Below are 23,968 nucleotides of genomic sequence, written 5' to 3'. Positions count from 1 at the left end.
TCGGCTACTTCTGCCCGATTTTCGGTTCGGTTCCGGCGCGCAGGCGGGCGATGTTTTCCGAATGGCGCCAGAAGACGATCACGGTCAGGGCAACGGTCAGGGCAACGATCTGAGGATGTCCAAGCAGCAGGGCCCAGACGGGGGCTGCCAGCGCCGAGAGCAGCGCCGAGGCCGAGGACATGCGGGTGATCGCAGCGCCAGCCAGCCAGGTCAGACAGGCGGCAGCGCCCACCGGCCAGGCAAGGGCCAGCATCAGGCCGAGGAAGGTCGCCACACCCTTGCCGCCCTTGAACCCCAGCCAGACCGGGAAACAATGGCCGAGAAAGGCCATCAGGCCGGCCATCTGCGCGGCGTCCTCTCCAGCCATCAGACGGGCCAGAACCACGGCGGCGGCGCCCTTGCCACCATCCAGCAGCAGCGTCAGCAGTGCCGCCAGTTTTGATCCCGTGCGCAGCACATTGGTGGTGCCGATATTGCCCGATCCGATCTCGCGCAGGTTTCCAAGACCCATCAAGCGGGTCAGCAGCAGGCCAAAAGGGATCGAGCCCAGCCCGTAGCCCACAACGGCCCACAGCAGCAGCTGCAGGATGGAAGTCTCAAGGTTCGGCATCAGTCTCTCCGGAACACGGGCTTGCCTGCCACATAGGTTACCAGCACTCTGCCCTGCATGCGCTGCCCGTCAAAGGGGGTATTCTGCGATTTTGACCGCAGCGTGAAACGATCCAGCACAAAGGGCACATCCGCATCGAACAGGATCAGGTCCGCAGGCGCGCCCGCCGCCAGACGCCCGGAGGGCAGGCCCAACCGTTTTGCAGGGTTCAGCGACATGGCCCGGAACAGGGTCGGCAGGTCCAGCAGCTCGGCATGATAAAGGCGCAGCGCGGCGGGCAGCAGGGTCTCCAGCGCCACGGCTCCGGCGGCGGCCTCCTCGAAGGGCAGGCGCTTGCTTTCCTCGTCCTGCGGCGTGTGCATTGAAGAAATGATGTCGATCAGCCCGGTGCGCACCGCTTCGATCACCGCCAGCCGGTCTTCTTCGGACCGAAGCGGCGGTTTCACCTTGAAGAAGGTGCGGTAGTCGGCCACGTCCAGCTCGTTCAGGGTCAGGTGGTGGATCGAGGTACCCGCCGTGATGTCCAGCCCATTGGCCTTGGCGCGCTCCAGTGCGGGCAGGGCGCGGGCGGTGGTGATCTGGTCTGCGTGGTAGCGCGCGCCGGTCATCTCCAAAAGCGCGATATCCCGGTCCAGTCCCATGCGTTCGGCCATCGGAGAGACCGCAGGCAGGCCGCGCAGGGTGGCGAACTTGCTGCTGCTGGCGGCGGCGCCTGCGCTCAGTCCCGGCTCCTGCGGGTGGGCGATCACCAGCGCGCCGCAGCTGCGGGCATAGGTCAGCGCGCGCGAGAACACCTTGGTATTGGCCACCACGTGATCGCAGTCGGAAAAGGCAACCGCGCCCGCATCCATCAGAAAACCGATTTCGGTCATCTCGCGCCCCTCGCGGCCCTTGGTCAGGGCGGCCATGGGCAAGACGTTCACCGGCGCGTCAGCCTGGGCGCGGCGGGTGACGAACTCCAGCGTTTCGGGGCTGTCGATGGCCGGGGTGGTGTCGGGGCGCGTCACCATGGTGGTAACCCCGCCCGCCGCCGCCGCAAGGCCTGCGGTCTTGTAGCTTTCCTTGTGCCGCTCGCCCGGCTCGCAGACCTTGACGCCGATATCGACGATCCCCGGCGCCAGACACTTGCCGCCGCAATCCACGACTCCGGCCTGAGCCGGATCAATGTTTCGCGCGCGAAACAGGTGCGCAGGGTTCGTTCGCTCGGGCAGGATTTCGGCAATCTGACCGTCCGCCACAAGCACAGCCCCCGGCGCATCGGTTCCGGCCTCGGGGTTGATCAGGCGGGCATTGATGAAAAGAGTGGTCATGTTTCCGGTGTCTCCATGGTGCTGTCCGCTCCGGCCTGTATCTGACGCATCAGGGCGAGCACCTCTCGCCCGTTGCTGATCCGTTCAAAGCCCGCACGTTTGGTATATGCGTTGTCGCCCTTACCCAGTGTTTCCTCGTGAAACCAGATGGTAGAGTATTTGCCTTCCTCGAACTCGATCGTGGTATCGCTGCCGATGTCCCAGAATCGCAAGCCCCGGCCCACAAACGGCAGCTCTGTGGCAATAAATGCGCGGCGGTTGCTCAGGCTGTACCAGGTGCGACGACGGCAATATGACGGCCAGAACAGTCCAGCGCCAATCAGGTAAAGTCCGACGCCGAGCGGGAAAAGGCCGGTAATCCCAAGCAAAACGGCAAAGGACATGGCGCCTACGGTCCAGAACAGTCCAAAGGCGGTGACGATCATTCCAAAAATCGTGTAGGCAATCATTTGCCCGGTCACAGTGAAGCCAGGGTCGGGGCGGCCCTGCCAAAGGACATCCTCATCCGCATCCAGAAGACCATCCCAGCCTCGCCCATCGGTCATGACATTGCGCCCCTGATGGTCGCGACGGTATGGCCCGGCTCTGCCTGGTACTTGATCAGGTGCTTGTCGCCGCCCTTGGTGATCACCTGCACATAGCCACCCATGGACTTTACTGCGTCGATCTCATGCAGCGGCACCCGGCGTTCGGCGGGGCCGGTCAGGACGCCATCCGACATGCGCCAGATGACGGCCAGTTCCTCGCTGGCCAGATACCAGCCGCGAAAGGAGATGGCGGCAAGCCCGCCGATCGCGCCGGTCCAGATGTGCGGATTGCCCGCGAACCAGAGGACCCCCATGCCAGCCGCCATGGCAAAGGCGGCCATCCAGGCATGGGCGCGAATATAGGCGCTGCGGTCGGGGGTGAAGGTGATCTCGTTCACGGTCTTGGACATGTCAGCTCACCAGCAGATAGAGAACAAGGAAGATCAGCCCCATCACCACGGCAAAGAGCGTGGCGCCAATACGCCGCGCCTCGGCACGGGCCTTGCGCGGGGGCAGTTTCGGCGCCGAGTAGGGCTTGGCGCTTTCGGTCTCGATCGGCGGGGCGGTCCATGTGGCGCTGGGGGTGCCGTAGGTGGCGATCAGCTGGATCTGATCGGCGGGTGTCAGGCGCATCTCGCGTCCGCCAAAGGCGCGCGAGCGGATCACCATGACGTAACCTTCAAGCGCCGCGAGGCGTTCACGGTCGGCCGCGATTTGATCCTCGGGCACACCCATGCCGTCAGTGAGGTATCCGGCAAGGCCGATCTCCTCAAGGTCGCTTACCGGTAAGATGTCGACCTGCTCCATGTCGATGGCATCAATTCCAAGCACCTGCGCCAGGGCCTCAGGCTCCTTCAGGAAGGCAGCCTGTTCGGGGCGCATGTCGAGCCGGAAAAGACGGATCGCGCCGTACTCTCCTGCCGGGATATGGATGACGCCCTCCATCAGGATCAGCCCGCCTGTCCCATCCGATCGGCGCGCAGGTTTCGGGCCAGAAGGTCCATTGCCGCCATGCGCACGGCGACGCCCATCTCGACCTGTTCCTGAATGACGGAACGGTTGATGTCATCGGCAATGGTGCCGTCGATCTCGACCCCGCGGTTCATCGGGCCGGGGTGCATGACGATGGCGTCGGGTTTGGCCAGCGCCAGTTTTTCGGCGTCCAGCCCATAGCGGTGGTAGTATTCGCGTTCGGAGGGGATGAAACCTCCGTCCATGCGTTCCTTCTGGAGGCGCAGCATCATCACCACATCGACGCCTTTCAGCCCCTCGCGCATGTCGTCATAGATCTCGGCGCCGAACTCGGCGAAATGGCCGGGTACCAGGGTGGGCGGACCGATCAGGCGGATGCGGTTTTCCATCTTGCCCAGCAAAATCAGGTTCGAACGCGCCACGCGGGAATGGGCGATGTCGCCGCAGATCGCGATGTTCAGCCGGTGCAGCCGCCCCTTGGCGCGCCGGATGGTCAGCGCATCCAGCAGCGCCTGCGTCGGATGTTCGTGCCGCCCATCGCCCGCGTTCAGCACCGCGCAGTTCACCTTCTGCGCCAACAGGTCCACCGCGCCCGAATGGGGATGGCGCACCACCAGCAGATCGGGGTGCATGGCGTTCAGCGTCATCGCCGTGTCAATCAGCGTCTCGCCCTTTTTGATGCTGGACGCCTGCATCGCCATGTTCATCACATCCGCGCCCAGGCGCTTGCCGGCCAGCTCGAAACTGGCTTGTGTGCGGGTGGAGTTTTCAAAGAACATGTTGATCTGCGTCAGCCCCGCCAGCACGTCCGAGTGTTTTTCCGGGCGGCGGTTCAGATCCACGTAGGTATCCGCCAGATCGAGGATCTCGGTAATCTCATGCGGCCTTAGGTGCTCGATCCCCAAGAGATGACGGGCTGAAAAACTGGGGCCGGGGGCTGTTGGGGAAACATGAGACATGAGGCGGGCTCCGCGCTGTTTGCGCGCCCTTATAGGCGGGGCGACACGGCCGGGCAAGGCGCTGCGGTGTCGCTGCGGCCCGCGCGCCTGTTACCTCTTGTCCCGGCTTGCAAGTCAGTGGTTCCGCTTGGCGCGCGGGCAGAGTAGCTTTGCGCCATGGAATCGGCATTGGATTATCACAGCGCCCGGGCCTTGCTGGCCTGGCAGATCGAACTGGGTGCGACCGAGGCCCTGTGCGAGGAACCTGTGAACCGCTACGAGCTGGAGCAACAGGCGCCCAAAGCCGCCCGCGCGGCGCAGCCCGATGCCCCCCAGCCCGGCCAGATCCAGCGTCCGCCCGAAGTGGACCCGGTCGAGGTCGCGAAAAAGGCCGCTGCGGCTGCAACCGCGCTGCCTGCCCTGCGCGAGGCGATGGAGGCTTTTGATCATTGCGAGCTGAAGCGCGGCGCGCGCAATCTTGTTTTCTCGGATGGTCAGGCCGGTGCCCGCGTGATGATCATCGGAGAGGCCCCCGGCCGTGACGAGGACCGCGAGGGCCGTCCCTTCGTGGGCCGCGCCGGGCAGCTTCTGGACAGGATGCTGGGTGCCATCGATCTGGAGCGCGACAAAAACGTTTATATCACCAATGTGCTGCCCTGGCGCCCGCCGCAGAACCGCGACCCGCTGCCTGTGGAAATCGCGATGATGGTGCCTTTCCTGAAACGCCACGTAGAGCTGGCCGAACCCGAGGTGCTGGTGCTGATGGGCAACATCAGCTGCCAGGCGGTGCTGGGCAAGCGCGGCATCACCCGGCTGCGCGGGGAGTGGGATCAGGTCTGGGGCAAGCCGGTCATTCCGATGTTCCACCCCGCCTATCTGCTCCGCCAGCCCGCCCAGAAACGCGCCGCCTGGGCCGACCTTCTGGAGCTGAAGGCGCGGCTTACGGCCATTTGATGAGATCGCAGTCCATGAAGATCCTCGCCTTTTCCGACCTGCACCTTGCCCGCGCCCGCGCCGCCGATCTGGCCTCTGCCAGTCGCGATGCGGACCTCGTGGTGGGGGCGGGGGATTTCTGCAACGCCCGGCAGGGTCTGGATGAGGCGATGGAGCTGCTCTCGGGGATCTCCGCGCCGATGGTCATGGTGGCAGGCAATGCCGAAAGCGCCGATGAGCTGCGCGCTGCCGCGCCCGACAACGCCTATGTGCTGCATGGGGATGGTGCCACGATTGATGGCGTCACCTTCTGGGGACTGGGAGGCGGCGTGCCGGAAACCCCCTTTGGAGCCTGGTCCTGGGATCTCTCCGAGGAGGCTGCCGAGGCGCTACTCGCGCCCTGCGCCCAGGCGGATGTTCTGGTCACGCATTCGCCGCCCAAGGGGCTTGGCGATCTCACCTCTACCGGCCTCTCGGTCGGCTCCACCGCGATCCGCGCCGCGATTGAGCGGCTTCAGCCGAAGCTGGCCATCTTTGGTCACGTGCATGAGGCCTGGGGCGCAAGGGGGCAGATCGGGCAGACCGCCTGCGCCAACCTTGGGCCGACGGCCAATTTTTTCGAGATAGACAATGATTGATCCGCTGACCCTTCTGGCCTTTGTGCCCGCGGCGCTGGCGCTGAACCTGACGCCGGGGGCGGATATGATGTTCTGCCTTGGGCAGGGGCTGCGCTCCGGGCGCGGCGCGGCGGTTGCAGCGAGCGCCGGGATCACGGCGGGATGTTTCGTGCATGTGGTGCTGGCGGGTCTGGGACTTGGCGCGGCAGTGGCAGCAGTGCCGGGGCTGTTCGATGTGATCCGCTGGGTTGGGGTCGCTTATTTGTTATATCTCGCCTGGACCACCTTCCGCAGCGGGCCGGTTGCGGGCGATGCGCCTGCCGTACCTGCCGCGCGCGCCTTTCGGTCGGGCTTCGTCGTGAACCTGACCAACCCCAAGGTGATCCTTTTTGTGCTGGCCTTCATCCCGCAGTTCGTGGTGCCAGAGGCGGGGCCGGTCCTGATGCAGTTCCTGATCTTCGGCGCGATCCTGTCCGTTGGCGGTTTCGTGATCAATGGCCTGGTCGGGATCTTTGCAGGGCAGGCCGGGCGGCGATTGATCACCAACCCCGTCGCCGGGCGATGGCTGGGGCGCATTTCTGGCGGTATCTTCGCGGGCCTTGCCCTGAGGCTCGCCATTCTTGAAAAAGCATGAGGTTCATAAGGCATGTCCCGTATCGATGAGAGCAAGGAATTCATCCCCGTCCGCATCGCGATCCTGACCGTTTCTGACAGCCGCTCGCTGGAGGAAGACCGCTCAGGTCAGGTGCTGGTGGACCGGCTGATCAAGGCAGGGCATGTGCTGGCGGACCGCAAGATCCTGCCCGATGAGCGTGACCAGATCGCGGATCAACTGCGCGCCTGGGTGGCCGACCCGGAGGTGGATGTGGTGATCTCGACCGGCGGTACCGGGCTGACGGGCCGCGATGTCACGGTTGAGGCGCACCGAGATGTCTATGAAAAAGAAATCGATGCCTTTGGCACGGTCTTCACCATCGTCTCGATGCAGAAGATCGGCACCTCGGCGGTGCAGTCGCGTGCCACGGGCGGTGTTGCGGGCGGGACCTATCTGTTCGCGCTGCCCGGCAGCCCCGGTGCCTGCAAGGATGGCTGGGACGAGATCCTTGGCAAACAGCTCGATTTCCGCCACCGTCCCTGCAACTTCGTCGAAATTATGCCCCGTTTGGACGAACATTTGCGACGGAAGTGATCCGCGCGGACGTGTAACCTCGTAAAGGGTATGTTCGGTTGCTATCTTTTCAGGTGGGCGATCGTCCCTGCCTGGATGTTGGTCAGGAAAATATCGGCAGTATCTGCCACCGGAAGGAAAAGACATGCGGTTTCTGCGGCATAGTTTGACGGGCCTGTTTCTGGCGGCTTTGACGCTGGGGCTTCTGGCCTATGCGGGCTCTCTCGTCATGGGGGCGATCGAGGCGCGCATGAATGCCGAGCCGCGCACGCCGCCTGCGCGTGAGCGCGTCTTTGCGGTGCGGGTGGTGACGGCGGATGAGCAGACCATTGCGCCCGAACTCATTGCTTTTGGCCGTATCGAAAGCCGTCGAACGCTGGAATTGCGCACTGCGCTGGGCGGGCGGGTGACCCATTTGTCCGATCACTTCGAAGAGGGGGGGCGCGTCGAAGAGGGCGCACTTCTGGTTCAGATCGACCCCGCTGATGCCCAGGCCGCGCTGGACCGGGCCGAGGCCGACATGATGGATGCCGAAGCCGAAGAGCGTGACGCAGGTCGCGCGCTGGTTCTGGCCGGGGATGAACTGGATGCGGCGCAGGATCAGGCCCAGCTGCGCCAGACAGCCTATCAGCGGCAGTTGGACCTGGAGGAGCGCGGGGTCGGCAGCGCAGCGACCGTGGAAACCGCAGCCCTTGCGGCGGCGCAGGCACGTCAGGCTGTGATTTCGCGCAGGCAGGCGATGTCGCAGGCCGAGGCGCGCGTCGATCAGGCCAAGACCCGCGTGGCCCGCGCCGAAATCGCGCTGGAGACTGCGCGCCGCGATCTGGCCGATTCTTCCATTACGGCGGCCTTTGGCGGTACGCTGCAATCGGTCAGCCTTGTTGAGGGGCGGCTTGTATCTGCAAACGAAAAACTTGCCGAACTGGTGGACCCGGACCGGCTGGAGGTCGCCTTTCGCGTCTCCACCTCGCAATATGCCCGGCTGTTGGATCAGACAGGCCGCCTGATCGAGGCGCCGGTACGGGTGATGCTGGATGCTTCGGGCGCGGCGCTGTCGGCCACGGGGACGCTGTCCCGCGTGAGCGGCGCGGCTGGTGACGGGCAGACGGGACGTCTGGTCTATGCGCGTCTTGATGCTGCGCCGGGCTTCAAACCGGGTGATTTTGTCACCGTCTCGGTCACAGAGCCGCCGGTGGAGCGTGTCGTGCGCATCTCCGCATCGGCGCTGGGCAGTGATGGCACGGTTCTTGTACTGGGCGAAGAAGATCGCCTAGAGGCGCTGACGGTCGATCTGGTGCGTCGGCAGGGAGACGATGTTCTGATCCGCGGCGTGGGACTTGCGGGGCGCGAGGTCGTTACCGGGCGCACGCCGCTGCTGGGGGCCGGGATCCGGGTCCGGCCCCTGCGCCTCGAGACCGGCGCGCAGCTGGCGCCGAGCGAGCCGGAGCTGATCGAACTCAGCGAGGATCGCCGCGCCCGGCTGGTGGCCTTTGTCGAAAACAGCAAGCGCCTGCCCGAGGAGGCCCGCCAGCGCGTGCTGGTGCAACTGGCCAAACCGGCGGTGCCGGCCAAGCTGGTCAATCGTATCGAAGCGCGGATGGGGGGCTGATCCATGCGTGATCTGTCCCGGCCCGCGGGCGGCATCCTGAGCTATTTCACCCGCCACCGCACGGCTGCGAACCTGCTCTTGGTGATCCTGCTGGTGCTGGGCGCCGCCGCGATCCCGAACATGCGGGCGCAGTTCTTCCCGGATGTGATCGTGGAAAACGTCACCGTGCGGGTGCAATGGGACGGCGCCGGCCCCGAGGATGTGGACAGCGCAATCGTTCAGGCGCTGGAGCCGGCCCTGCTGGCGGTGGACGGGGTCGAGGAAACCAGCGCCATCTCCCGCGAGGGGCTCGCGAGTATCACGCTGGAATTCGAACCCGGCTGGGACATGTCGCGGGCGGCTGACGACGTTCAGACCGCCGTCAGCCTGATCACCACCCTGCCGGAAGAAGCCGAAGAGCCGACAGTCAAACGCGGCGCATGGCGCGACCGCGTGACCGATGTGGTGATCACCGGAGACATCGGCCCCGCGCAGCTTGGCCTTTTTGCGGATGAGTTGATCGTGCGACTGTTCGAGGTGGGCGTCACCCGCACCACGATCCGGGGCGTTGCAGCGCCAGAAACGATAGTCGAAGTGCCCTCGGCCTCGCTCATCACCCATGATATCAGCATGTCCGATATCGCGGCGGTCATCGCTGCCGAGGTAACGGCTGATCCGGCAGGGGATGTCGGCGGTGCCAATACGCGCGTGCGCACCGGGCGCGAAAAACGCAGTCCCGATGAGATCTCCGGGATCGTCCTGCGCACCAATGCCGACGGGTCGGTGCTGACCATCGGCGATGTCGCCTCGATCCGGGTCGAGGGCGTGGACCGTGCGCGGTCGTACTTCGTGGGGGATCACCCTGCCATGTCGATCCGGGTGGACCGGTCGGATCAGGGGGATGCCATCGGGATACAGCACACGGTGGAAAAGGTCGTGGCGGAAATGCAGCAGAGCCTGCCGCAGGGGGTCACCGCCGATCTCATACGCACCCGCGCCGAGGCGATCTCGGACCGTCTGAACATCCTGGTCGACAACGGGCTGATGGGCCTTGGCCTTGTGCTGGTCCTCCTGTTCCTCTTCCTCAACCTGCGCATCGCATTCTGGGTGGCCGCGGGGATTCCTGCCGCGATGTTCGCCGCCGTTGCGCTGATGTATGCGGCCGGGCTGACCATCAACATGATTTCGCTTTTCGGGTTGATCATCACTTTGGGCATTGTCGTCGATGATGCCATCGTGGTCGGAGAGCATGCGGATTTCCGGGTGCGCCGCCTTGGGGAAACGCCTGTGCAGGCAGCCGAGAATGCCGCGCGCCGCATGGCGATGCCTGTCTTCGCGGCGACCCTGACCACGATCATCGCCTTTTTCGGTCTGACCTTTATTGGCGGTCGCTTTGGCGATCTGATCCGCGACATCCCCTTCACCGTGATCATGGTTCTTGCGGCATCGCTGGTGGAGTGTTTCCTGATCCTGCCCAACCACATGGCGCACGCTCTTGTGCACGCCCAGAAACGCCATTGGTACGACTGGCCGAACCGGGCCGTGAACGCAGGCTTTCGCTGGGTGCGTGATACCCTGTTCCGCCCGCTGATGGCGCTGGTGGTGCGTGCGCGCTATGTGGTGGTTGCGGGTGCCGCAGTGATATTGGCAAGCCAGCTGGCGCTGTTCATTGGCGGCGATGTGAAATGGCGGTTCTTCAATGCCCCAGAACGGGGATCGATCACCGGCAACTTTGCCATGGCAGAGGGCGCAAGCCGCGCAGATACGCTTGCGATGATGCGCGAGATGCAGCGCGCGACCGAGGCGCTGGGCGCTGAATACGCCGAGCGTTATGGCGAGAACCCGCTCGATTTCGTGATGGCCGAGGTGGGCGGAAATGCCGGCCGGGGCCTTTCCGGCGTCGAGGCCAAGGACGAAGATCTCTTGGGGGGCATCTCGATCGAGCTGATCGATGCCGACAAGCGTGACTATTCCAGCTTTGCCTTTGTCGCCGAATTGCAGGAGCGGGTGGAGCGTCACCCGCTGGTCGAGACGATCTCCTTCCGCAGCTGGCGCTCCGGGCCGGGCGGGGATGCGCTGGATGTGCAGTTCTATGGCGCCGATGTGCAGATGCTGAAGGCCGCCTCCGAGGACCTGAAGGCGGCTGTTCTGCGCTTCCCCGAGGTCTCGGCGGTAGAGGACAATCTCGCCTATGACAAAGAAGAGGTGGTGCTTGAGCTGACGCCGCAGGGGCAGGCTCTGAACTTCACCATCGACAGTCTGGGACGCGCCCTGCGCGCGCGCCTGAACGGGATCGAGGCGGCCACCTACCCGGATGGGCCGCGCAGCGCCACGATCCGCGTGGAACTGCCCGAGGGCGAACTGACGGCGGATTTCCTCGAACGCACCCTGATGCGCGCGCCAAGCGGCAGCTATGTGCCATTGGCCGATATTGTCTCGGTCAGTCAGCGCAGCGGGTTTTCCACGGTGCGGCGGGAAAACGGCATCCGGGTGATCAGCGTCACCGGCGATATTTCCGAGGATGAGCCGGCCCGCGCCGAGGCTGTCATCAAGACGCTGGAAGAGGAGATCCTGCCAACCATCGCCAGCGAGCGGCAGGTGGAATGGCGCCTGTCGGGTCTGAGCGAGCAGGAAGACACCTTCCTGGCAGATGCGGGAACCGGTCTTATCCTGTGCCTGACGGGGATCTACCTTGTGCTGGCCTGGGTCTTTGCCAGCTGGACGCGGCCGATCGTGGTAATGGCGATCATTCCTTTCGGCCTCGTGGGGACGATCTGGGGGCACTACATCTGGGAGGTGCCGCTCAGCATGTTCACGGTGGTGGGCCTTTTGGGCATGACGGGGATCATCATCAACGATTCCATCGTTCTGGTGACGACCATCGACGAGTACGCCAAAGAACGCGGGCTTGTGCCCTCGATCATCGATGGGGCGGCGGATCGTTTGCGGCCGGTGATGCTGACCACGCTGACCACTGTGCTGGGGCTGGCGCCCCTCATGTACGAAAGCTCGCAGCAGGCGCAGTTCCTCAAGCCGACAGTGATCACCCTCGTCTATGGGCTCGGATTTGGCATGTTCCTCGTGCTCCTGGTGGTGCCTGCCCTGGTTGCCGTTCAGCGGGATGCGTCGCGACCCCTTGCCTCGCTGCGGCGGGCGTTGCGCTCGCGCGGGCGTGCCCGTACGCGGGTGCTGCGTTGGCTGATCGGGGCCTCTGGCGTTCTGCATCTGGGCTGGCTGGCCGTGACGATGGGCTGGGCCATGGCAACAGGCGCCTTGCATCCGGTGCTCCGAGCAGGCCTGCAGGAAACCGCACCGTCACTTGCCGCCATGGAGCCGGTGAAGGCGGGGCTGGTGCTGTTCCTTCTGGGGACGGCCGGTCTGGTGTTTGTCACTTACGCCATCGGCGCGCTGACTCATGCGGTCAGCGCGCGCCAGCGGGCACGCGCCAGAAGGGCGACCTCACTGACCTGATCGATCAGCTGCAACCCGGCCTCTGGCAGGCTGTCCACGGGCACCCAATCCGCTTGCAGCGCATCATCGTCCGGGCGCGGCGTGCCGCCGATGTAGTCGCACAGGACAGCGGTCAACAGGAAGTGATGCGAAAGGCCGTTCCCGTCGGGGCTCGGCAGCAGCACATCGACATTGGTGAGGTATTCCACCGGGCGCGCCTTCACGCCGGTTTCCTCATGCAGCTCGCGCGCGGCGGCCTCCAGCGCGGTCTCTCCCCATTCCACGTGACCGCCGGGAAAGCCCCACCAGCCTGCATTCGGAGAATTGCGCCTCTGGACGAGGATCACGCTGTCGTGGCCTGAGATCCGGTGGCAGACCACCGCCAAAGCGCCGAGCGCAGGGCGGCTCATCCCGCGTCGCAGCCCCGAATGTCCACCGCATGGCTGCGTCCCAGAACGGTGATGCGCAGGTTGGAGCGATCAATTGCAGCCGGGGTTCCCTCGGTTGAGGGCAGAAACTCGGTACTGGCCAGCAGGATTCCGCCCCGCCGCTCCGTTTGTGTTTCCCCGGCGATCATATGCGGGGTTCCGGGCTCGATCACTGCGACCTCTTCGCCGCCGGCGCTGGGCATCGTGATGCGGGCTTCGACCTCGATGCCGTAGCGACCGGGCCGCAGGCTGCAGGTGGCAGAGGTGACACCTGCCTCGGATGCGGAATAGGGGCGCGAGGCAAGAGCGGCGACAATCGCCGGGTTGCGGCCTGCGTCGGCGTCGAGGCGGTGATCAAAGCGCAGCTCGGAGGGCACGCAGACATCCTTGCAGATGCCAAGCTCCATGCGCCCCTTGAGGCGCACCGGCGCGCCCGGGCGTTGAGGTTCGATTTCGATCGGCAGGACCAGCTGGTCATGATAGCCGATGGTGCGAAAACCGGAGGTCGAGAATACTTCGGGTGTCGGCCAGGTGATCGACACTGCGCCGATGTTGCGCGATCCCCGCCATGAAAAACTGGGGGGAATGCCCGCATCGCCCGGCGCGCGCCAATAGGTTTTCCACCCGTCCGAAAGCGTGAGGCGCAAGGCGCCGAGGTACGTGCCGCGGCTGGTCAGACCTCCATCCAGCACCTCAAGGTGCACAAGGTCCGACGGGCCAAGCCCGTCTGCTGCCCGCGCGGGCGGTGCAAGCGTCATGGATGTCACCGTGACGAGCGCAGCAAAAGCCAGACAGAGACGGGTCCCGAGCCTGTTGTCTGTCGCCCGGGACTGCGTCACCTTGGCGCTGGTGCGGTGTTTCACTGTTTGGTCGGGTTGCATGAGCATCATAAGACAATAAATGCGCATCAGAAGTGTAAATGCCAAGTCACGTTCGGGTCAGAACGCAAACAATCTGCCTGCAGCAGTGTCGCAGGACGAGGTGTTGCCCCCTTGCTCTTGCACCGGATGCGCCGGGGCTGCATGCTGGGACCACATTGCGGGGGCTGACAGGGACCCCGCGCTGACAGACAAGAGACAGGTGAAACGAAAAGCGATATGGATCTGACAGGCAAACTCTTGATCGCTATGCCGGGGATAGGGGATCCGCGGTTCGAACACTCTGTCGTGTTTCTGTGCTCGCACAGCGATGAAGGGGCAATGGGGCTGATCGTGAACAAGACGGCCCCGGGCGTCAGGCTTGGCAGCTTGCTGGAGCAGCTCGATATAGGCGCGGACCGTGATGCGGCGGCCTTGCCGGTGCGGTTTGGCGGGCCGGTAGAAACGCAGCGCGGCTTCGTTCTGCACTCCGACGACTACGCATCGCGGGTAAACTCTCTTGCGGTTCCCGGCGGTTTCGCCATGACCGCCACGCTCGACATTCTGGAGGATATCGCCGAGGGCAGCGGTCCAAGGAAGACCGCAATCATGCTTGGCTATGCCGGCTGGGGGCCGGGGCAGCTGGAAAGCGAGATTGTTGCCAACGGCTGGTTGACGGCGGAGGCCAGCGCGGATCTGGTTTTTGACATGGCAGACCTCGACAAGTGGGAGGCGGCGCTCAGATCGCTTGGTGTTGATCCGGTGTCGCTCTCCGCCAGCGCAGGCACGGCCTGACAGGCTTGAGCGCGGTCGCGGGACGCCCGTGCTGCCGGAGGGCTCCCGCGCCTTTTGGGTGTATCAAAGATGTCCCCCAAAAGCCTTGGGAATGGCGCCGCGCTGACGCGCGGCGCGGCTGCGCGCTGTTGCCGGGCTTGTGGGCGTCAAGCAACGCTTGATCCCATCAGGGCCTCACGTAGGAGAAGCCCTGTTCCTGCAGCTCTACCAGACGAACGACGCCAGAGGGCACGATCGAGGCTTCCTCCAAGAGCGCAACCTCCTTGCCTGCCTTCGCGCTCATCTTGCGAAGGGTGTTGCCGCAGGCCGAGAACGACAGCTGTTCGTTTTCAAGGCTCATGGCCGAGATCCGATCCGCAACCGGGCTTTTCCCCGGGATCAGCATGTTGAGGCCGGGGCCGTAGGCGACCACCTCGACCACGGCGCTATCGCCTTGGGATTCGTAGTATTGAGTCAGGTTCTGCACGTTGTTCAGCGCCATGTTCATGACTTTTGGGTCGTTCTGGTTCACATGAACGGCGACATGATGGACCTTGCCTTCGGCCAGAGCCTGGCTTGCGGTGCCGACGCCAAGAGTGGCAGCGAGGACCGCTGCAGTGATGATATGTTTCATGATATTCCTCCCTATCGTTTGGACAGGATAGACTGCGGCTGGCTATATGAATAGAGACTAGCGAATATGTGAATGCTTAGGGCGCTGAAGGACATGGTCTCCGCTTGGTGCTGTTGCGCCGCGCGTCAGCGCGGCGCCGGGCCCAACCCTGCACGGGGATATGTGAATATGTCCGGGAAGGGGCGGGAGCGCGCCCGTCTCAGGGTGCGCCTGCTCCATCGCGCGGAGCCGCCGCGCGCTGCAGCCGGTCGTTGATCGCAACACCCAGCCCGCGGTCCGGAACTGGTGCCACTGCGATTGGCCTGCCCATTGCGTCCAGCCGGTGCAGGTGGTCAAACAGATTGGCAGCCGCCTCGGACAGGTCGGCGGTCTCGGAGAGATTGAGATCGCATTCCATCGGGCCGAACCCCAGCAGCAGCTCGCCCTCTCTTGCGGTACTGGCGTTCAGGCGGACGCTGGCCTGCGGAGCGTAGTGCGAGAGCAATTGTCCCGGTGCGGTGAGAGGATCGGCGACATCGCGCTGCATGAGGGATTTTCCAAGGACGGCCTCGATCTCTTCGGCCGCCAATCCGCCGGGCCGCAACAGGACCACTTCTGGCCCCGAAAGGCCCAGGATCGTGGATTCCACGCCAACGGCACAGGGTCCATCGTCCACCACCGCTGCGATCCTGCCGTTCAGCCCGGCCAGAACATGGGCGGCTGTCGTGGGGCTGATCCGCCCCGACGGGTTGGCCGAGGGCGCGGCAACCGGCCCGCCCATATGTTCAAGCAGGCGCAGCGCCGTGGGATGCGCAGGAACCCGCACCGCCAGTGTCGAAAGCCCCGCTGTCACCAGGCCGGAGACCCCGTGGCCATCGCGCAGGGGCAGGACCAGGGTCAGCGGGCCGGGCCAGAAGGCCTCGGCCAGCCGGTCGGCCAGATCATTCCACTGCACCAGATCCTGTGCGGCCTCAACCGCATGCACATGGGCGATCAGCGGGTTGAAACTGGGGCGCCCCTTGGCCTCGTAGACCGCGGCCACCGCCGTGCCGTTGCGCGCATCGGCGCCCAGACCGTAGACGGTCTCGGTCGGAAAGGACACCAGCTCCCCCGCTTTCAGAAGATCGGCGGCGCGGATCAGATCCTGATCCGATGTTCCCAGAATTTCCGTGATTTGGCTGCACATGGCGGGTGACGCGGCGTTTTGGTTGATTGAAAAGGGCGAGTGGATAGGTAATCGAGCAGGCCGCGAGATATAAGGGGCCTCGCATGTGTTGCCAAGTCCGGGTTAAGACTGGTGCACAGACGAGAGCCCCCCAAAGGACCCCAAGAGGACGCCAATGACCTTCCGTTCCCCCGTTAGCGAGTATGAATTCCTGCTCAGCCAAATTCTGGACTTCGATCAGATTGCAGCGACCGAGCGATTTGCCGAGGCGTCGGACGACATGGTTTTGGCAATCCTGTCCGAAGCGGGAAAGATGTGCGACGAGGTGATGGCGCCGCTGCAACGGCCGGGAGATCTGAACCCGGCGCACCTGGAGAATGGCGTGGTGCGGACCTCGCCCGGATTCGCGGAAGGATGGAAGGCGATCGCCGAGGGCGGCTGGCTCGGCATGAGCGCGCCGCAGGAGCAGGGCGGCATGGGGCTGCCGATGACCCTCACCTCGGCAGTTAATGAAATGATGTCTGGGGCCTGCCTGTCCCTGCAGCTTGCCCCGCTGATGAACCAGGGCCAGATCGAGGCGCTGGAGCACCATGCCAGCGATGCACTGAAAAAGCTGTACCTGCCGAAACTGATCTCGGGTGAATGGAGCAGCACCATGAATCTGACCGAGCCGCAGGCCGGATCGGATGTCGGTGCCCTTAGCTCCAAGGCGGTGCCCAACGGTGATGGCACCTATGCGATCTCCGGGCAGAAGATCTACATCTCCTGGGGGGACAATGATTTCACCGGGAACGTCTGCCATCTGGTTCTGGCGCGTCTGCCCGATGGCGTGCCGGGCACCAAGGGGATCTCGCTGTTTCTGGTGCCGAAATACCTGCCGGATGAAAATGGTGAAGCGGGCCGGGCCAACAGTCTGAAGGTGGTCAGCCTGGAGCACAAGCTTGGCCTTCACGGCAGCCCGACCTGCGTGATGCAGTATGACGGGGCGACCGGCTGGCTGGTGGGCGAGGAACATGGCGGCATGGCGGCCATGTTCACCATGATGAACAACGCCCGCCTTGGGGTTGGCGCACAGGGCGTTGGCGTGGCCGAGGCGGCCTATCAGAAGGCGCTGGCCTATGCGCTGGAGCGCAAGCAAGGCAAGACCCCGTCGGGGGTCATCGCAGATCATGCGGACGTGCGCCGCATGCTGATGGAGATGAAGGCAGATGTCTTTGCCGCCCGCGCGATCCTTTTGGCCTGCGCCCATGCCATCGACATGGCCACCGCAACGGAAGAGACTCTATGCGCAGCCCGTGCAGCCTTCCTGACGCCGATTGCAAAGGCATTTGGCACGGATGTCGGGATCCGGGTGTCGGAAACCGGGGTGCAGGTGCATGGGGGCATGGGCTTCATCGAGGAAACCGGCGCTGCGCAATTCTGCCGCGATGTGCGGGTGAGTGCGATCTACGAGGGCACCAATGGCATTCAGGCGATGGACCTGGTGGCCCGAAAGATGATGGATGGCGGCGATATGGCCAACCGCCTGATGGACGAGATCGAGGAGCAGGCGGAACGCGCCCGTCCGGTCTATCCCAACATGGCCGAGGCGGTCTGGCAGGCCTGCGAAAGCCTGCGCGAGACGACGGACTGGCTGGTCGCGCAGGAGGATCTGCAGAATCGCTTTGCAGGGGCGGTGCCTTATCTGCGCGCCTTTGCCCGTGTCCTGGGCGGGCACTATCACCTTGCCGCGGCCATGGCGGATCAGGGCGGCCCGCGCGAGAAACTGGCGCGGTTCTATATCAAACGGATGCTGCCCGAACATGCAGGCCTGCTGCAGCATGCGCAGGAAGGTATCGAGGGCGTGATGGCGCTCACCCTTGAAGAGCTGGCGCACTGATGGCCTCGGTTCCCGAAGTCGGCCCGCGCACACCCTGGGAAGAACCGCCCGCAACCGGTGAGGCGATCGAGGTGGCCGAGGGTGTCCTCTGGATGCGCCAGCCGCTGCCGATGAAGCTGGATCACGTCAATGTCTATGCCTTTGACGAGGGTGACAGCTGGACGGTGGTCGATACCGGCTTCAACACGAAGAAAAGCCGCGGCATCTGGGAGGCGCTGATGGCGGGCCCCTTGAAGGGCAAACCCGTCTCCCGCGTCGTGGCGACACATCATCATCCCGATCACATCGGTCTGGCGGGCTGGTTCCAGTCCGAATACGGCGCGGAACTGGTCACCACCCGCACCGCCTGGCTGTTTTCCCGCATGCTGACTCTGGACGTGCAGGAAACCTGGCCCGAGGAAACCCTTGCCTATTACCGAAGCGCCGGCATGGACAAGGAGATTTACGACCAGCGCGTCGCCGAGCGACCCTTCAATTTTTCCGACACGGTCTATCCGATGCCGCTGGGCTTTACCCGGATCAAGCAGGATGACGTCTTTCGCATGGGCGGGCGCGACTGGGATGTGCACATGGGCAACGGGCACTCGCCCGAGCATGCCACCTTCTGGAGCCGCGACGACAATCTGGTGATCACCGGCGATCAGATCCTGTCTTCGATCAGCCCCAACATCGGCGTCTATGCGACTGAACCAATGGCCGACCCCTTGGGCGAATGGCTTGAGGCCTGCGAGCGGTTGGCGCCGCTGGCGCGCCACGACCATCTGGCGCTGGGTGGGCACAAGCTGCCGTTTTCGCGTCTGCCGCTGCGCATGCGGCAGCTGATCGATAACCACCACGGCGCGCTGGAGCGGCTGATGGAGCACCTCGATACTCCGCGCACGGCGGCAGAGTGTTTTTCGCCGCTGTTCAAGCGGAAGATCGGAGCTGGCGAATACGGTCTCGCGCTGGTCGAAGCCGTGGCCCATGTCAATCATCTCTACCACACGGGCCAGGTCAGCCGCGTCCAGCGTGAGGATGGCGCCTGGCTGTATCAGCGCAAGTAACCGGCATCGAGACAGGCCTGCGAGGCCGCGAAAGGGTGGCGACAGATGAGCGACAAGATCCACAGCAGTATCGAGACCAGCGCCGAGATCGCCGAGGCGGCAATCCTGCCTCAGGTGCACGAGGTGCACTGCGATCCCAGACCCGGTCAGGGCATATCGGAACTGGCCAAGGCGATGCGGAAACCTGCCGAGGCCAAAAGCCCCGCCCGCTGGGCCTATGAGCGCATGATCCTCTATATCCAGAACTTCGAAGAACAGCTCGACAGCGAACAAGAGGTCGCAATGGGCTTTGCCGGGGGCGATGCCGGTGTGATGCGGATCGAAGGCATGGGCTATTTCGACCCTGATATCGTGACCTTCTATGGTTCGGACAGCGCAGGCACCCGCACCCAGCTTGTGCAGCATGTCACCCAGCTGAACGTGATGCTGCGGGCCCTGCCCAAGGCCGAGCCCGAAACCCCTGCCACCCGGATAGGTTTCCGTCTGGCCCGCGATCTGGAAGAGGACCGCGATTCGGACGGGTAAGATCCGCACATCGATGCGCCCCGCACCAGCGCGTCAGCATGGCAAATGCGCCGCAGGAGGTGTGATTTTCGCATGGATGCGCCCTATTGACGTCGTGACAGGGCGCCTGAATTCCAGTATCCACGGGCAAAACACACGCGAATAGGATATCGAAACATGGCTGAGCATAAACCCGGATCCATGGACATCACCGTTCAGGAGCACACCTACGCAGGGTTCATCAAGTTTACCGTGCGCTTCTGCATCTTCCTGGCCTTTCTTGCGGTCTTCCTTGCGGTTTTCGCGACCTGATCTGCGGTCTGTGTGATGAGTAAACCAGTGCTGCGGCTGGCGCTTGTGGCGTCGCTCGCAGGAGGAAGCATGGTGCTGTCGGGCTGCGGCGCGCAGCCCCAGCCCAATGCGGATGACGCAACCCTGGAACGTGTCGCTTATCGCCACGATGGCCCTCCGAAACTGACCCTGTACACGATGGTCAACAACCGCACCGGACAGGGCGGGCATACATCGCTGATGGTCAATGCCTCGGAACGCGTGATCTTTGACCCGGCAGGATCCTTCTATGCCGACGTCGTGCCCGAACGGAACGATGTGCTTTACGGGATCACCCCAGCGGTGGAAAAGGCCTACCGCGGCTCGCACGCCCGCAGCACCCACCACGTTCTGGTTCAGGAAATCCCGGTGACGCCGGAGCAGGCACAGCGCGCCTATGATCTGGTGGTCAAGAATGGCCGCGTGCCGGGCGCCTATTGCGCCAATGCCACCGCCTCGGTTCTGAAGAAGATCCCCGGGTTCGAGGACATCACAGTGACGTTCTATCCGGTGAAGCTGGCCGATCAGATCTCTCAGGTTCCGGGGGTCACGGAAACGCGCTATTACGAGAACGACAGCGCCGATCTGCAGGTCGGGCTTGCGCGTAACAACGCGATCCTGAACGGCGAATAAGGTCTGTGGCGGCTGTGTTCAGCCGCCAAAATACAGCAGCAAGACAAAAGACCCTGCCCCGGTTCCCATTGCAAGCAGCACGTTGCGGGTGATGTATCCGACCGCCAGGGTGAGGGCCGCAACTGCCACATGAGGCAGGCTTGGGCTTCCCCCGGTGGGGACTGGCCAGGCAACAAGCGGCGCCACCAGAGCGGGAATGATGGCCACGGCCGTGTAGCGCAGGTGCCGCATCAGCCAGTCCGGCATGGCGCGCCCGCCGACCAGACCGATAAAGGCAAAACGCAACAGGTAGCTGCCCACGGCCAGACCGATTATTGCGGTCCAAAGCGTTGTCGGATCAATGCTGCTCATTGTGTCCTCTCCTTTGTGTGCTGCTCCAGCCAGACTTCGGCCCTGGCTCCGGCCATCATGCCCGCAAGTCCAGCAACGATCAGGCCCAGGTTATAGGGCAGGGCTGCGGCGGGCAGGGCCGTGGCGACGGCCACGAAGCAGGCCACCACATGGGCGGGCGTGCGCAGCATCGGCCCGATCATTGCGAGGAACGCGAGCGGCAGCACGAAATCCAGCCCCCAGCTGTCCGGCACTTGCGCGCCGATCATCGCGCCGGTCACGGTGGCCGCCATCCAGCCCGGCGCGACCAGACCGTTGGTGCCAAAGAAATAGGCCATCCGCTCAGGGACGGACATCTCGGGTTCGCTTTCGAACTTCACGATGGACAGCGCATAGGACTGGTCCACCGTGAAATAGGCGGCAATGGCCCGCTGCCACAGCGGCGCCGACCCCAGATAGGGCGTGAGAGACGCCGAATACATCGCCACCCGCAGGTTCACCGCAAGGGCCGAAATCAGCACAATGAGAATCGGTGCATTCTCCTGCATCAGCTGCAGGGCGGTGAACTGAGCCGATCCGGCAAAGACCGCGAGCGAGAAGGTCAGAGCCTCGGGGACAATCAGTCCCGCCTCGGCTGCCAGCACGCCGAACAATAGCCCAAAAGGTCCCGATACCAGAAGAAACGGTGCGCCGTCCCGCACGCCTCTCCAAAAGGCCGATTTCGTGGTGGTTATCGCCATTTGCCCGTCCTAAGTTGAGCCGCACCATGGGGTTGCGCCACTGGCCTATGGGGGATTGGGGAGGTTTGCAATTGGCAAAAGCGGAAGATCACGCAGAGTATATCATCGCGCCTGCACCGCAGAATGGGCGTCTGACCCGCGCCGTGACCGGGGTTGATCACACCGGCGCCAGCAGCGAGATCTCGGTGGTCGAAGAACGCCCGCTGACCATCTACCTGAACCGGCAGGAGATCGTCACTGCGATGACAATCGGGGATTATCCCGAATATCTGGCGCTGGGGTTCCTGCGCAATCAGGGCATGCTGCGCGACGATGATGTGATCACCGGCGTCGACTACGACGAAGAGCTGGAAACCGCCGTGGTCCGCACCGAGGTCGAGACCTCCTATGAGGAAAAGCTGCAGAAGAAGACACGCACCTCGGGCTGCGCGGTGGGCACCGTCTTTGGTGACATGATGGAGGGGCTGGAAGATGTGCGCCTGCCCGCCACGCCTGTGCGCACCTCCTGGCTTTATGCGCTGGCGCACAAGATCAACCGCACGCCATCCCTGTATCTTGAGGCGGGCGCCATTCATGGCACGGTGCTCTGCCATCAGGACCGCCCACTGGTCTATATGGAGGACGTGGGCCGCCACAACGCAGTGGACAAGATCGCGGGCTGGATGCTGTCCACGGGCAGCGATCCTTCGGACAAGATCCTTTATACCACCGGGCGGCTGACCTCGGAGATGGTGATCAAGACGGCGATGATGGGCATTCCGGTGCTGGTCTCGCGCTCGGGTTTTACTGCCTGGGGTGTGGAGATCGCCCGCGAGGTTGGTCTGACCCTCATTGGCCGGATGCGCGGGCAGCGGTTCATTTGTCTTGCGGGCGAAGACAGGCTGGAGCGCGACGTGGATCCCGCATCCATGCCGCAGGAAGACACAAAACACCGCAGAAAGAGCGCGGGATGTTGACTGAGGTCATTATCATTTTGCTCGCTGTTTTGGCGCAGTTGGGAATTCAGCAGGCTCTTCAAAGTCACTACCGTCGTTTCGATTCAGTGCTCAAGGAGTTGGAGAGTGGGGATGAGACATGGCTGCGTAAGAACGGGTGGGACGCGGGCTATCAGTTCCTGCCGCCGCTGAGTTTAGCGAACTCAATGTGGGGTTTTTCAGGTGGTGGGAGGCAGCGTACCTATGTCTACTGGCGCCTTGCAAAAAATGGGGTGCCAAACTTGCCGTGGATGCCTGACATAGATCATTGTGAAATGCTGGAAGCCCAAAAATGGGCGCGGATCAAAGTCGCAACTGAGTTCTTTTTTGTGCCTACCATCGTGAGCTTATATCAGCCATTTTTCCTGTTCGCATGCATTGTCGGCGTGATCATAATGGTAACTCTGCCTAATTGGACCAAAGTGCCAATGGCGAACCCGGAGGCAGCGGCATGACCAAACCCCTCGGCGTGATCCTTGCGGGCGGTCTGGCCACCCGCATGGGCGGTGGCGATAAGGGCCTCTTGAACATCGGCGGGCAAAGCCTTTTGTCGCGCGTGATTGACCGGCTTGCGCCGCAGGTGGCGGGCCTTGCGCTCAATGCCAATGGCGACCCGGACCGCTTTTCTGATCTTGGCCTGCCAGTGGTGGCCGACACAATCGAAGGCTTTGCCGGGCCGCTTGCGGGTGTGCTGGCGGGGCTCGACTGGGCTGCGGAACAAGGCGCCGAGGCGATCGTCACTGCCGCTGCCGATACGCCCTTCTTCCCGACGGATCTGGTCGACCGGCTGGTTGGCGCCTCCGCCGGGCAGGAGCATCCATTGGTGCTGGCGACAACGCCGCGTACGGGCGATGAGCTGAAATCCGGCGGGCGCAGCCGCGTGAACCGCCACCCTACATTCGGCCTCTGGCCCGTCGCCCTGCGCGATGATCTGCGCGCGGCCCTGACGGACGGTCTGCGCAAGGTGGTGCTGTGGACCGATGCCCACGGCGGGCGCGAGGCGCTGTTTGACGCCGACCCTTTCGATCCCTTTTTCAACGTGAACACGCCCGAGGATCTGGCGCGTGCAGAAAGATTGCTGAGATGAAGATTTACGGAGTGACCGGCTGGAAGAACGCCGGAAAAACGGGCCTGATGGAGCGCCTGGTGGAGGAGTTTTGCCGTAGGGGCCTGACGGTCTCCACCCTGAAGCATGCGCACCACAGCACCGATGTTGACAAGCCCGGCACCGACAGCCACCGCCACCGCGAGGCGGGCGCCTCGGAGGTGCTGCTGGCCTCTCCCAACCGGGTTGCGATCATGCAGGAGCTGCGTGGTGCGCCGGAGCCGTCGTTTACGGAGCTTTTGTCCCGGATGCGGCCCGTGGATCTGGTACTGGTCGAGGGCTTTAAACGCGAAGCCCATCCAAAAATCGAGGCCTATCGCACCAGTGCCGGTAATCCGCTGATCGCCTCTGGCGACAGCAGTATCCGGGCGGTGGCAAGTGACATCCCGCTGGATCTGGATCGGCCCGTTTTTGATCTAGATGACACCAGGGCCATTGCGGATTTCATCGCCGCCGAACTCGGCTTGTGACGGGGTTTGA

General features: G+C 63.8%; 27 protein-coding genes and 1 pseudogene. 16 read left to right on the top strand and 12 right to left on the bottom strand.

Going from position 1 to position 23,968, the window contains the following annotated elements:
* Positions 1-4: 4 nt before the first annotated feature.
* Genes plsY through AADA15_RS14240 form a run of 6 tightly spaced genes read right to left on the bottom strand, consistent with a single transcriptional unit; the run spans position 5 to position 4,378 of the window.
* On the bottom strand, positions 5-610 hold the full coding sequence (gene plsY / locus AADA15_RS14265) for a glycerol-3-phosphate 1-O-acyltransferase PlsY (protein WP_341642221.1): 606 nt from the start codon (positions 608-610) through the stop codon (positions 5-7).
* Entirely contained in the window at positions 610-1,920 is a 1,311-nt protein-coding gene (gene pyrC / locus AADA15_RS14260) for a dihydroorotase (protein ID WP_341642220.1), read from the bottom strand. The genes plsY and pyrC overlap by 1 nt, the downstream gene beginning before the upstream one ends.
* Entirely contained in the window at positions 1,917-2,465 is a 549-nt protein-coding gene (locus AADA15_RS14255; RefSeq protein WP_341642219.1) for an aspartate carbamoyltransferase catalytic subunit, read from the bottom strand. The genes pyrC and AADA15_RS14255 overlap by 4 nt, the downstream gene beginning before the upstream one ends.
* On the bottom strand, positions 2,462-2,857 hold the full coding sequence (locus tag AADA15_RS14250; protein WP_341642218.1) for a hypothetical protein: 396 nt from the start codon (positions 2,855-2,857) through the stop codon (positions 2,462-2,464). The genes AADA15_RS14255 and AADA15_RS14250 overlap by 4 nt, the downstream gene beginning before the upstream one ends.
* A 1-nt stretch (position 2,858) precedes the next feature.
* Entirely contained in the window at positions 2,859-3,392 is a 534-nt protein-coding gene (locus AADA15_RS14245) for a hypothetical protein (protein WP_341642217.1), read from the bottom strand.
* A gap of 5 nt (positions 3,393-3,397) precedes the next feature.
* Positions 3,398-4,378, bottom strand: a complete 981-nt coding sequence (locus AADA15_RS14240; RefSeq protein WP_341642216.1) for an aspartate carbamoyltransferase catalytic subunit — start codon at positions 4,376-4,378, stop codon at positions 3,398-3,400.
* A gap of 156 nt (positions 4,379-4,534) precedes the next feature.
* On the opposite strand from AADA15_RS14240, the gene AADA15_RS14235 reads away from it, so the two are divergent.
* The 6 genes from AADA15_RS14235 to AADA15_RS14210 all read left to right on the top strand — a co-directional run bounded on the left by AADA15_RS14235 (position 4,535) and on the right by AADA15_RS14210 (position 12,134).
* A complete protein-coding gene (locus AADA15_RS14235) occupies positions 4,535-5,311 on the top strand; it encodes a uracil-DNA glycosylase (protein WP_341642215.1) in 777 nt (258 codons plus the stop codon).
* Between the two features lie 14 nt (positions 5,312-5,325).
* A complete protein-coding gene (locus AADA15_RS14230) occupies positions 5,326-5,928 on the top strand; it encodes a metallophosphoesterase family protein (RefSeq protein WP_341642214.1) in 603 nt (200 codons plus the stop codon).
* The gene (locus tag AADA15_RS14225) at positions 5,921-6,541 is read left to right on the top strand and encodes a LysE family translocator (protein ID WP_341642213.1); all 621 of its coding nucleotides are present in this window, start codon (positions 5,921-5,923) and stop codon (positions 6,539-6,541) included. Before AADA15_RS14230 ends, AADA15_RS14225 begins: the two co-directional genes overlap by 8 nt.
* A 12-nt stretch (positions 6,542-6,553) precedes the next feature.
* Positions 6,554-7,096 carry a molybdenum cofactor biosynthesis protein B gene (gene moaB, locus AADA15_RS14220; RefSeq protein ID WP_341642212.1) on the top strand — a complete coding sequence of 181 codons (543 nt, stop codon included), beginning with the start codon at positions 6,554-6,556 and terminating at the stop codon, positions 7,094-7,096.
* A 124-nt stretch (positions 7,097-7,220) separates the two neighbouring features.
* A complete protein-coding gene (locus AADA15_RS14215; RefSeq protein WP_341642211.1) occupies positions 7,221-8,684 on the top strand; it encodes an efflux RND transporter periplasmic adaptor subunit in 1,464 nt (487 codons plus the stop codon).
* Positions 8,685-8,687: 3 nt separating this feature from the next.
* Positions 8,688-12,134, top strand: a complete 3,447-nt coding sequence (locus AADA15_RS14210) for an efflux RND transporter permease subunit (RefSeq protein ID WP_341642210.1) — start codon at positions 8,688-8,690, stop codon at positions 12,132-12,134.
* On the opposite strand, the gene AADA15_RS14205 is transcribed toward AADA15_RS14210, so the two are convergent.
* Both AADA15_RS14205 and AADA15_RS14200 read right to left on the bottom strand, forming a co-directional pair.
* The gene (locus tag AADA15_RS14205) at positions 12,077-12,523 is read right to left on the bottom strand and encodes an NUDIX hydrolase (protein ID WP_341642209.1); all 447 of its coding nucleotides are present in this window, start codon (positions 12,521-12,523) and stop codon (positions 12,077-12,079) included. The genes AADA15_RS14210 and AADA15_RS14205 overlap by 58 nt on opposite strands.
* On the bottom strand, positions 12,520-13,299 hold the full coding sequence (locus tag AADA15_RS14200) for a protein-disulfide reductase DsbD domain-containing protein (protein WP_341642208.1): 780 nt from the start codon (positions 13,297-13,299) through the stop codon (positions 12,520-12,522). The genes AADA15_RS14205 and AADA15_RS14200 overlap by 4 nt, the downstream gene beginning before the upstream one ends.
* A gap of 333 nt (positions 13,300-13,632) precedes the next feature.
* Here AADA15_RS14200 and AADA15_RS14195 point away from each other — a divergent pair.
* Positions 13,633-14,193, top strand: a pseudogene (locus AADA15_RS14195) (YqgE/AlgH family protein); the annotation flags it as partial.
* 166 nt (positions 14,194-14,359) lie between these two features.
* Here AADA15_RS14195 and AADA15_RS14190 read toward each other — a convergent pair.
* The gene (locus tag AADA15_RS14190; RefSeq protein ID WP_341642207.1) at positions 14,360-14,806 is read right to left on the bottom strand and encodes a DsrE family protein; all 447 of its coding nucleotides are present in this window, start codon (positions 14,804-14,806) and stop codon (positions 14,360-14,362) included.
* Positions 14,807-15,005: 199 nt separating this feature from the next.
* The gene (locus AADA15_RS14185) at positions 15,006-15,971 is read right to left on the bottom strand and encodes an L-threonylcarbamoyladenylate synthase (RefSeq protein WP_341642206.1); all 966 of its coding nucleotides are present in this window, start codon (positions 15,969-15,971) and stop codon (positions 15,006-15,008) included.
* A gap of 154 nt (positions 15,972-16,125) precedes the next feature.
* Between AADA15_RS14185 and AADA15_RS14180 the strand changes: the two genes are divergently transcribed.
* The 5 genes from AADA15_RS14180 (at position 16,126) to AADA15_RS14160 (ending at position 20,339) form a co-directional block, all read left to right on the top strand.
* The gene (locus AADA15_RS14180) at positions 16,126-17,829 is read left to right on the top strand and encodes an acyl-CoA dehydrogenase (RefSeq protein ID WP_341642205.1); all 1,704 of its coding nucleotides are present in this window, start codon (positions 16,126-16,128) and stop codon (positions 17,827-17,829) included.
* Positions 17,829-18,872 carry an MBL fold metallo-hydrolase gene (locus AADA15_RS14175; RefSeq protein WP_341642204.1) on the top strand — a complete coding sequence of 348 codons (1,044 nt, stop codon included), beginning with the start codon at positions 17,829-17,831 and terminating at the stop codon, positions 18,870-18,872. Before AADA15_RS14180 ends, AADA15_RS14175 begins: the two co-directional genes overlap by 1 nt.
* 45 nt (positions 18,873-18,917) lie before the next feature.
* A complete protein-coding gene (locus AADA15_RS14170) occupies positions 18,918-19,397 on the top strand; it encodes a DUF6173 family protein (RefSeq protein ID WP_341642203.1) in 480 nt (159 codons plus the stop codon).
* A 156-nt stretch (positions 19,398-19,553) separates the two neighbouring features.
* A complete protein-coding gene (locus AADA15_RS14165; protein WP_341642202.1) occupies positions 19,554-19,688 on the top strand; it encodes an aa3-type cytochrome c oxidase subunit IV in 135 nt (44 codons plus the stop codon).
* 15 nt (positions 19,689-19,703) lie between these two features.
* Positions 19,704-20,339 (top strand): hypothetical protein, encoded by a 636-nt coding sequence (locus AADA15_RS14160; RefSeq protein ID WP_341642201.1) that lies wholly within the window; start codon positions 19,704-19,706, stop codon positions 20,337-20,339.
* Between the two features lie 18 nt (positions 20,340-20,357).
* Here AADA15_RS14160 and AADA15_RS14155 read toward each other — a convergent pair whose 3' ends face one another.
* Together AADA15_RS14155 and AADA15_RS14150 are read right to left on the bottom strand one after the other, a co-directional pair.
* On the bottom strand, positions 20,358-20,690 hold the full coding sequence (locus tag AADA15_RS14155) for an AzlD domain-containing protein (RefSeq protein ID WP_341642200.1): 333 nt from the start codon (positions 20,688-20,690) through the stop codon (positions 20,358-20,360).
* A complete protein-coding gene (locus tag AADA15_RS14150) occupies positions 20,687-21,409 on the bottom strand; it encodes an AzlC family ABC transporter permease (RefSeq protein ID WP_341642199.1) in 723 nt (240 codons plus the stop codon). Before AADA15_RS14150 ends, AADA15_RS14155 begins: the two co-directional genes overlap by 4 nt.
* Positions 21,410-21,456: 47 nt before the next feature.
* Here AADA15_RS14150 and AADA15_RS14145 point away from each other — a divergent pair, with 47 nt between their 5' ends.
* The 4 genes from AADA15_RS14145 to mobB are packed head-to-tail and all read left to right on the top strand — an operon-like array spanning position 21,457 to position 23,958.
* Positions 21,457-22,365 (top strand): formate dehydrogenase accessory sulfurtransferase FdhD, encoded by a 909-nt coding sequence (locus AADA15_RS14145; protein ID WP_341642286.1) that lies wholly within the window; start codon positions 21,457-21,459, stop codon positions 22,363-22,365.
* Complete coding sequence (locus AADA15_RS14140) at positions 22,359-22,838, top strand: hypothetical protein (protein WP_341642198.1); 480 nt, start codon at positions 22,359-22,361, stop codon at positions 22,836-22,838. The genes AADA15_RS14145 and AADA15_RS14140 overlap by 7 nt, the downstream gene beginning before the upstream one ends.
* Entirely contained in the window at positions 22,835-23,470 is a 636-nt protein-coding gene (gene mobA / locus AADA15_RS14135) for a molybdenum cofactor guanylyltransferase MobA (protein WP_341642197.1), read from the top strand. Before AADA15_RS14140 ends, mobA begins: the two co-directional genes overlap by 4 nt.
* Complete coding sequence (mobB, locus tag AADA15_RS14130) at positions 23,467-23,958, top strand: molybdopterin-guanine dinucleotide biosynthesis protein B (protein WP_341642196.1); 492 nt, start codon at positions 23,467-23,469, stop codon at positions 23,956-23,958. Before mobA ends, mobB begins: the two co-directional genes overlap by 4 nt.
* Positions 23,959-23,968: the final 10 nt, after the last annotated feature.

Source organism: Phycobacter sedimenti (genome assembly GCF_038148855.1).
In the GTDB taxonomy this organism is placed as follows: domain Bacteria; phylum Pseudomonadota; class Alphaproteobacteria; order Rhodobacterales; family Rhodobacteraceae; genus Phycobacter; species Phycobacter sedimenti.
The sequence above is the reverse complement of the archived record's forward strand: the minus strand, read 5'-3'. Positions and strand labels throughout refer to the sequence as shown.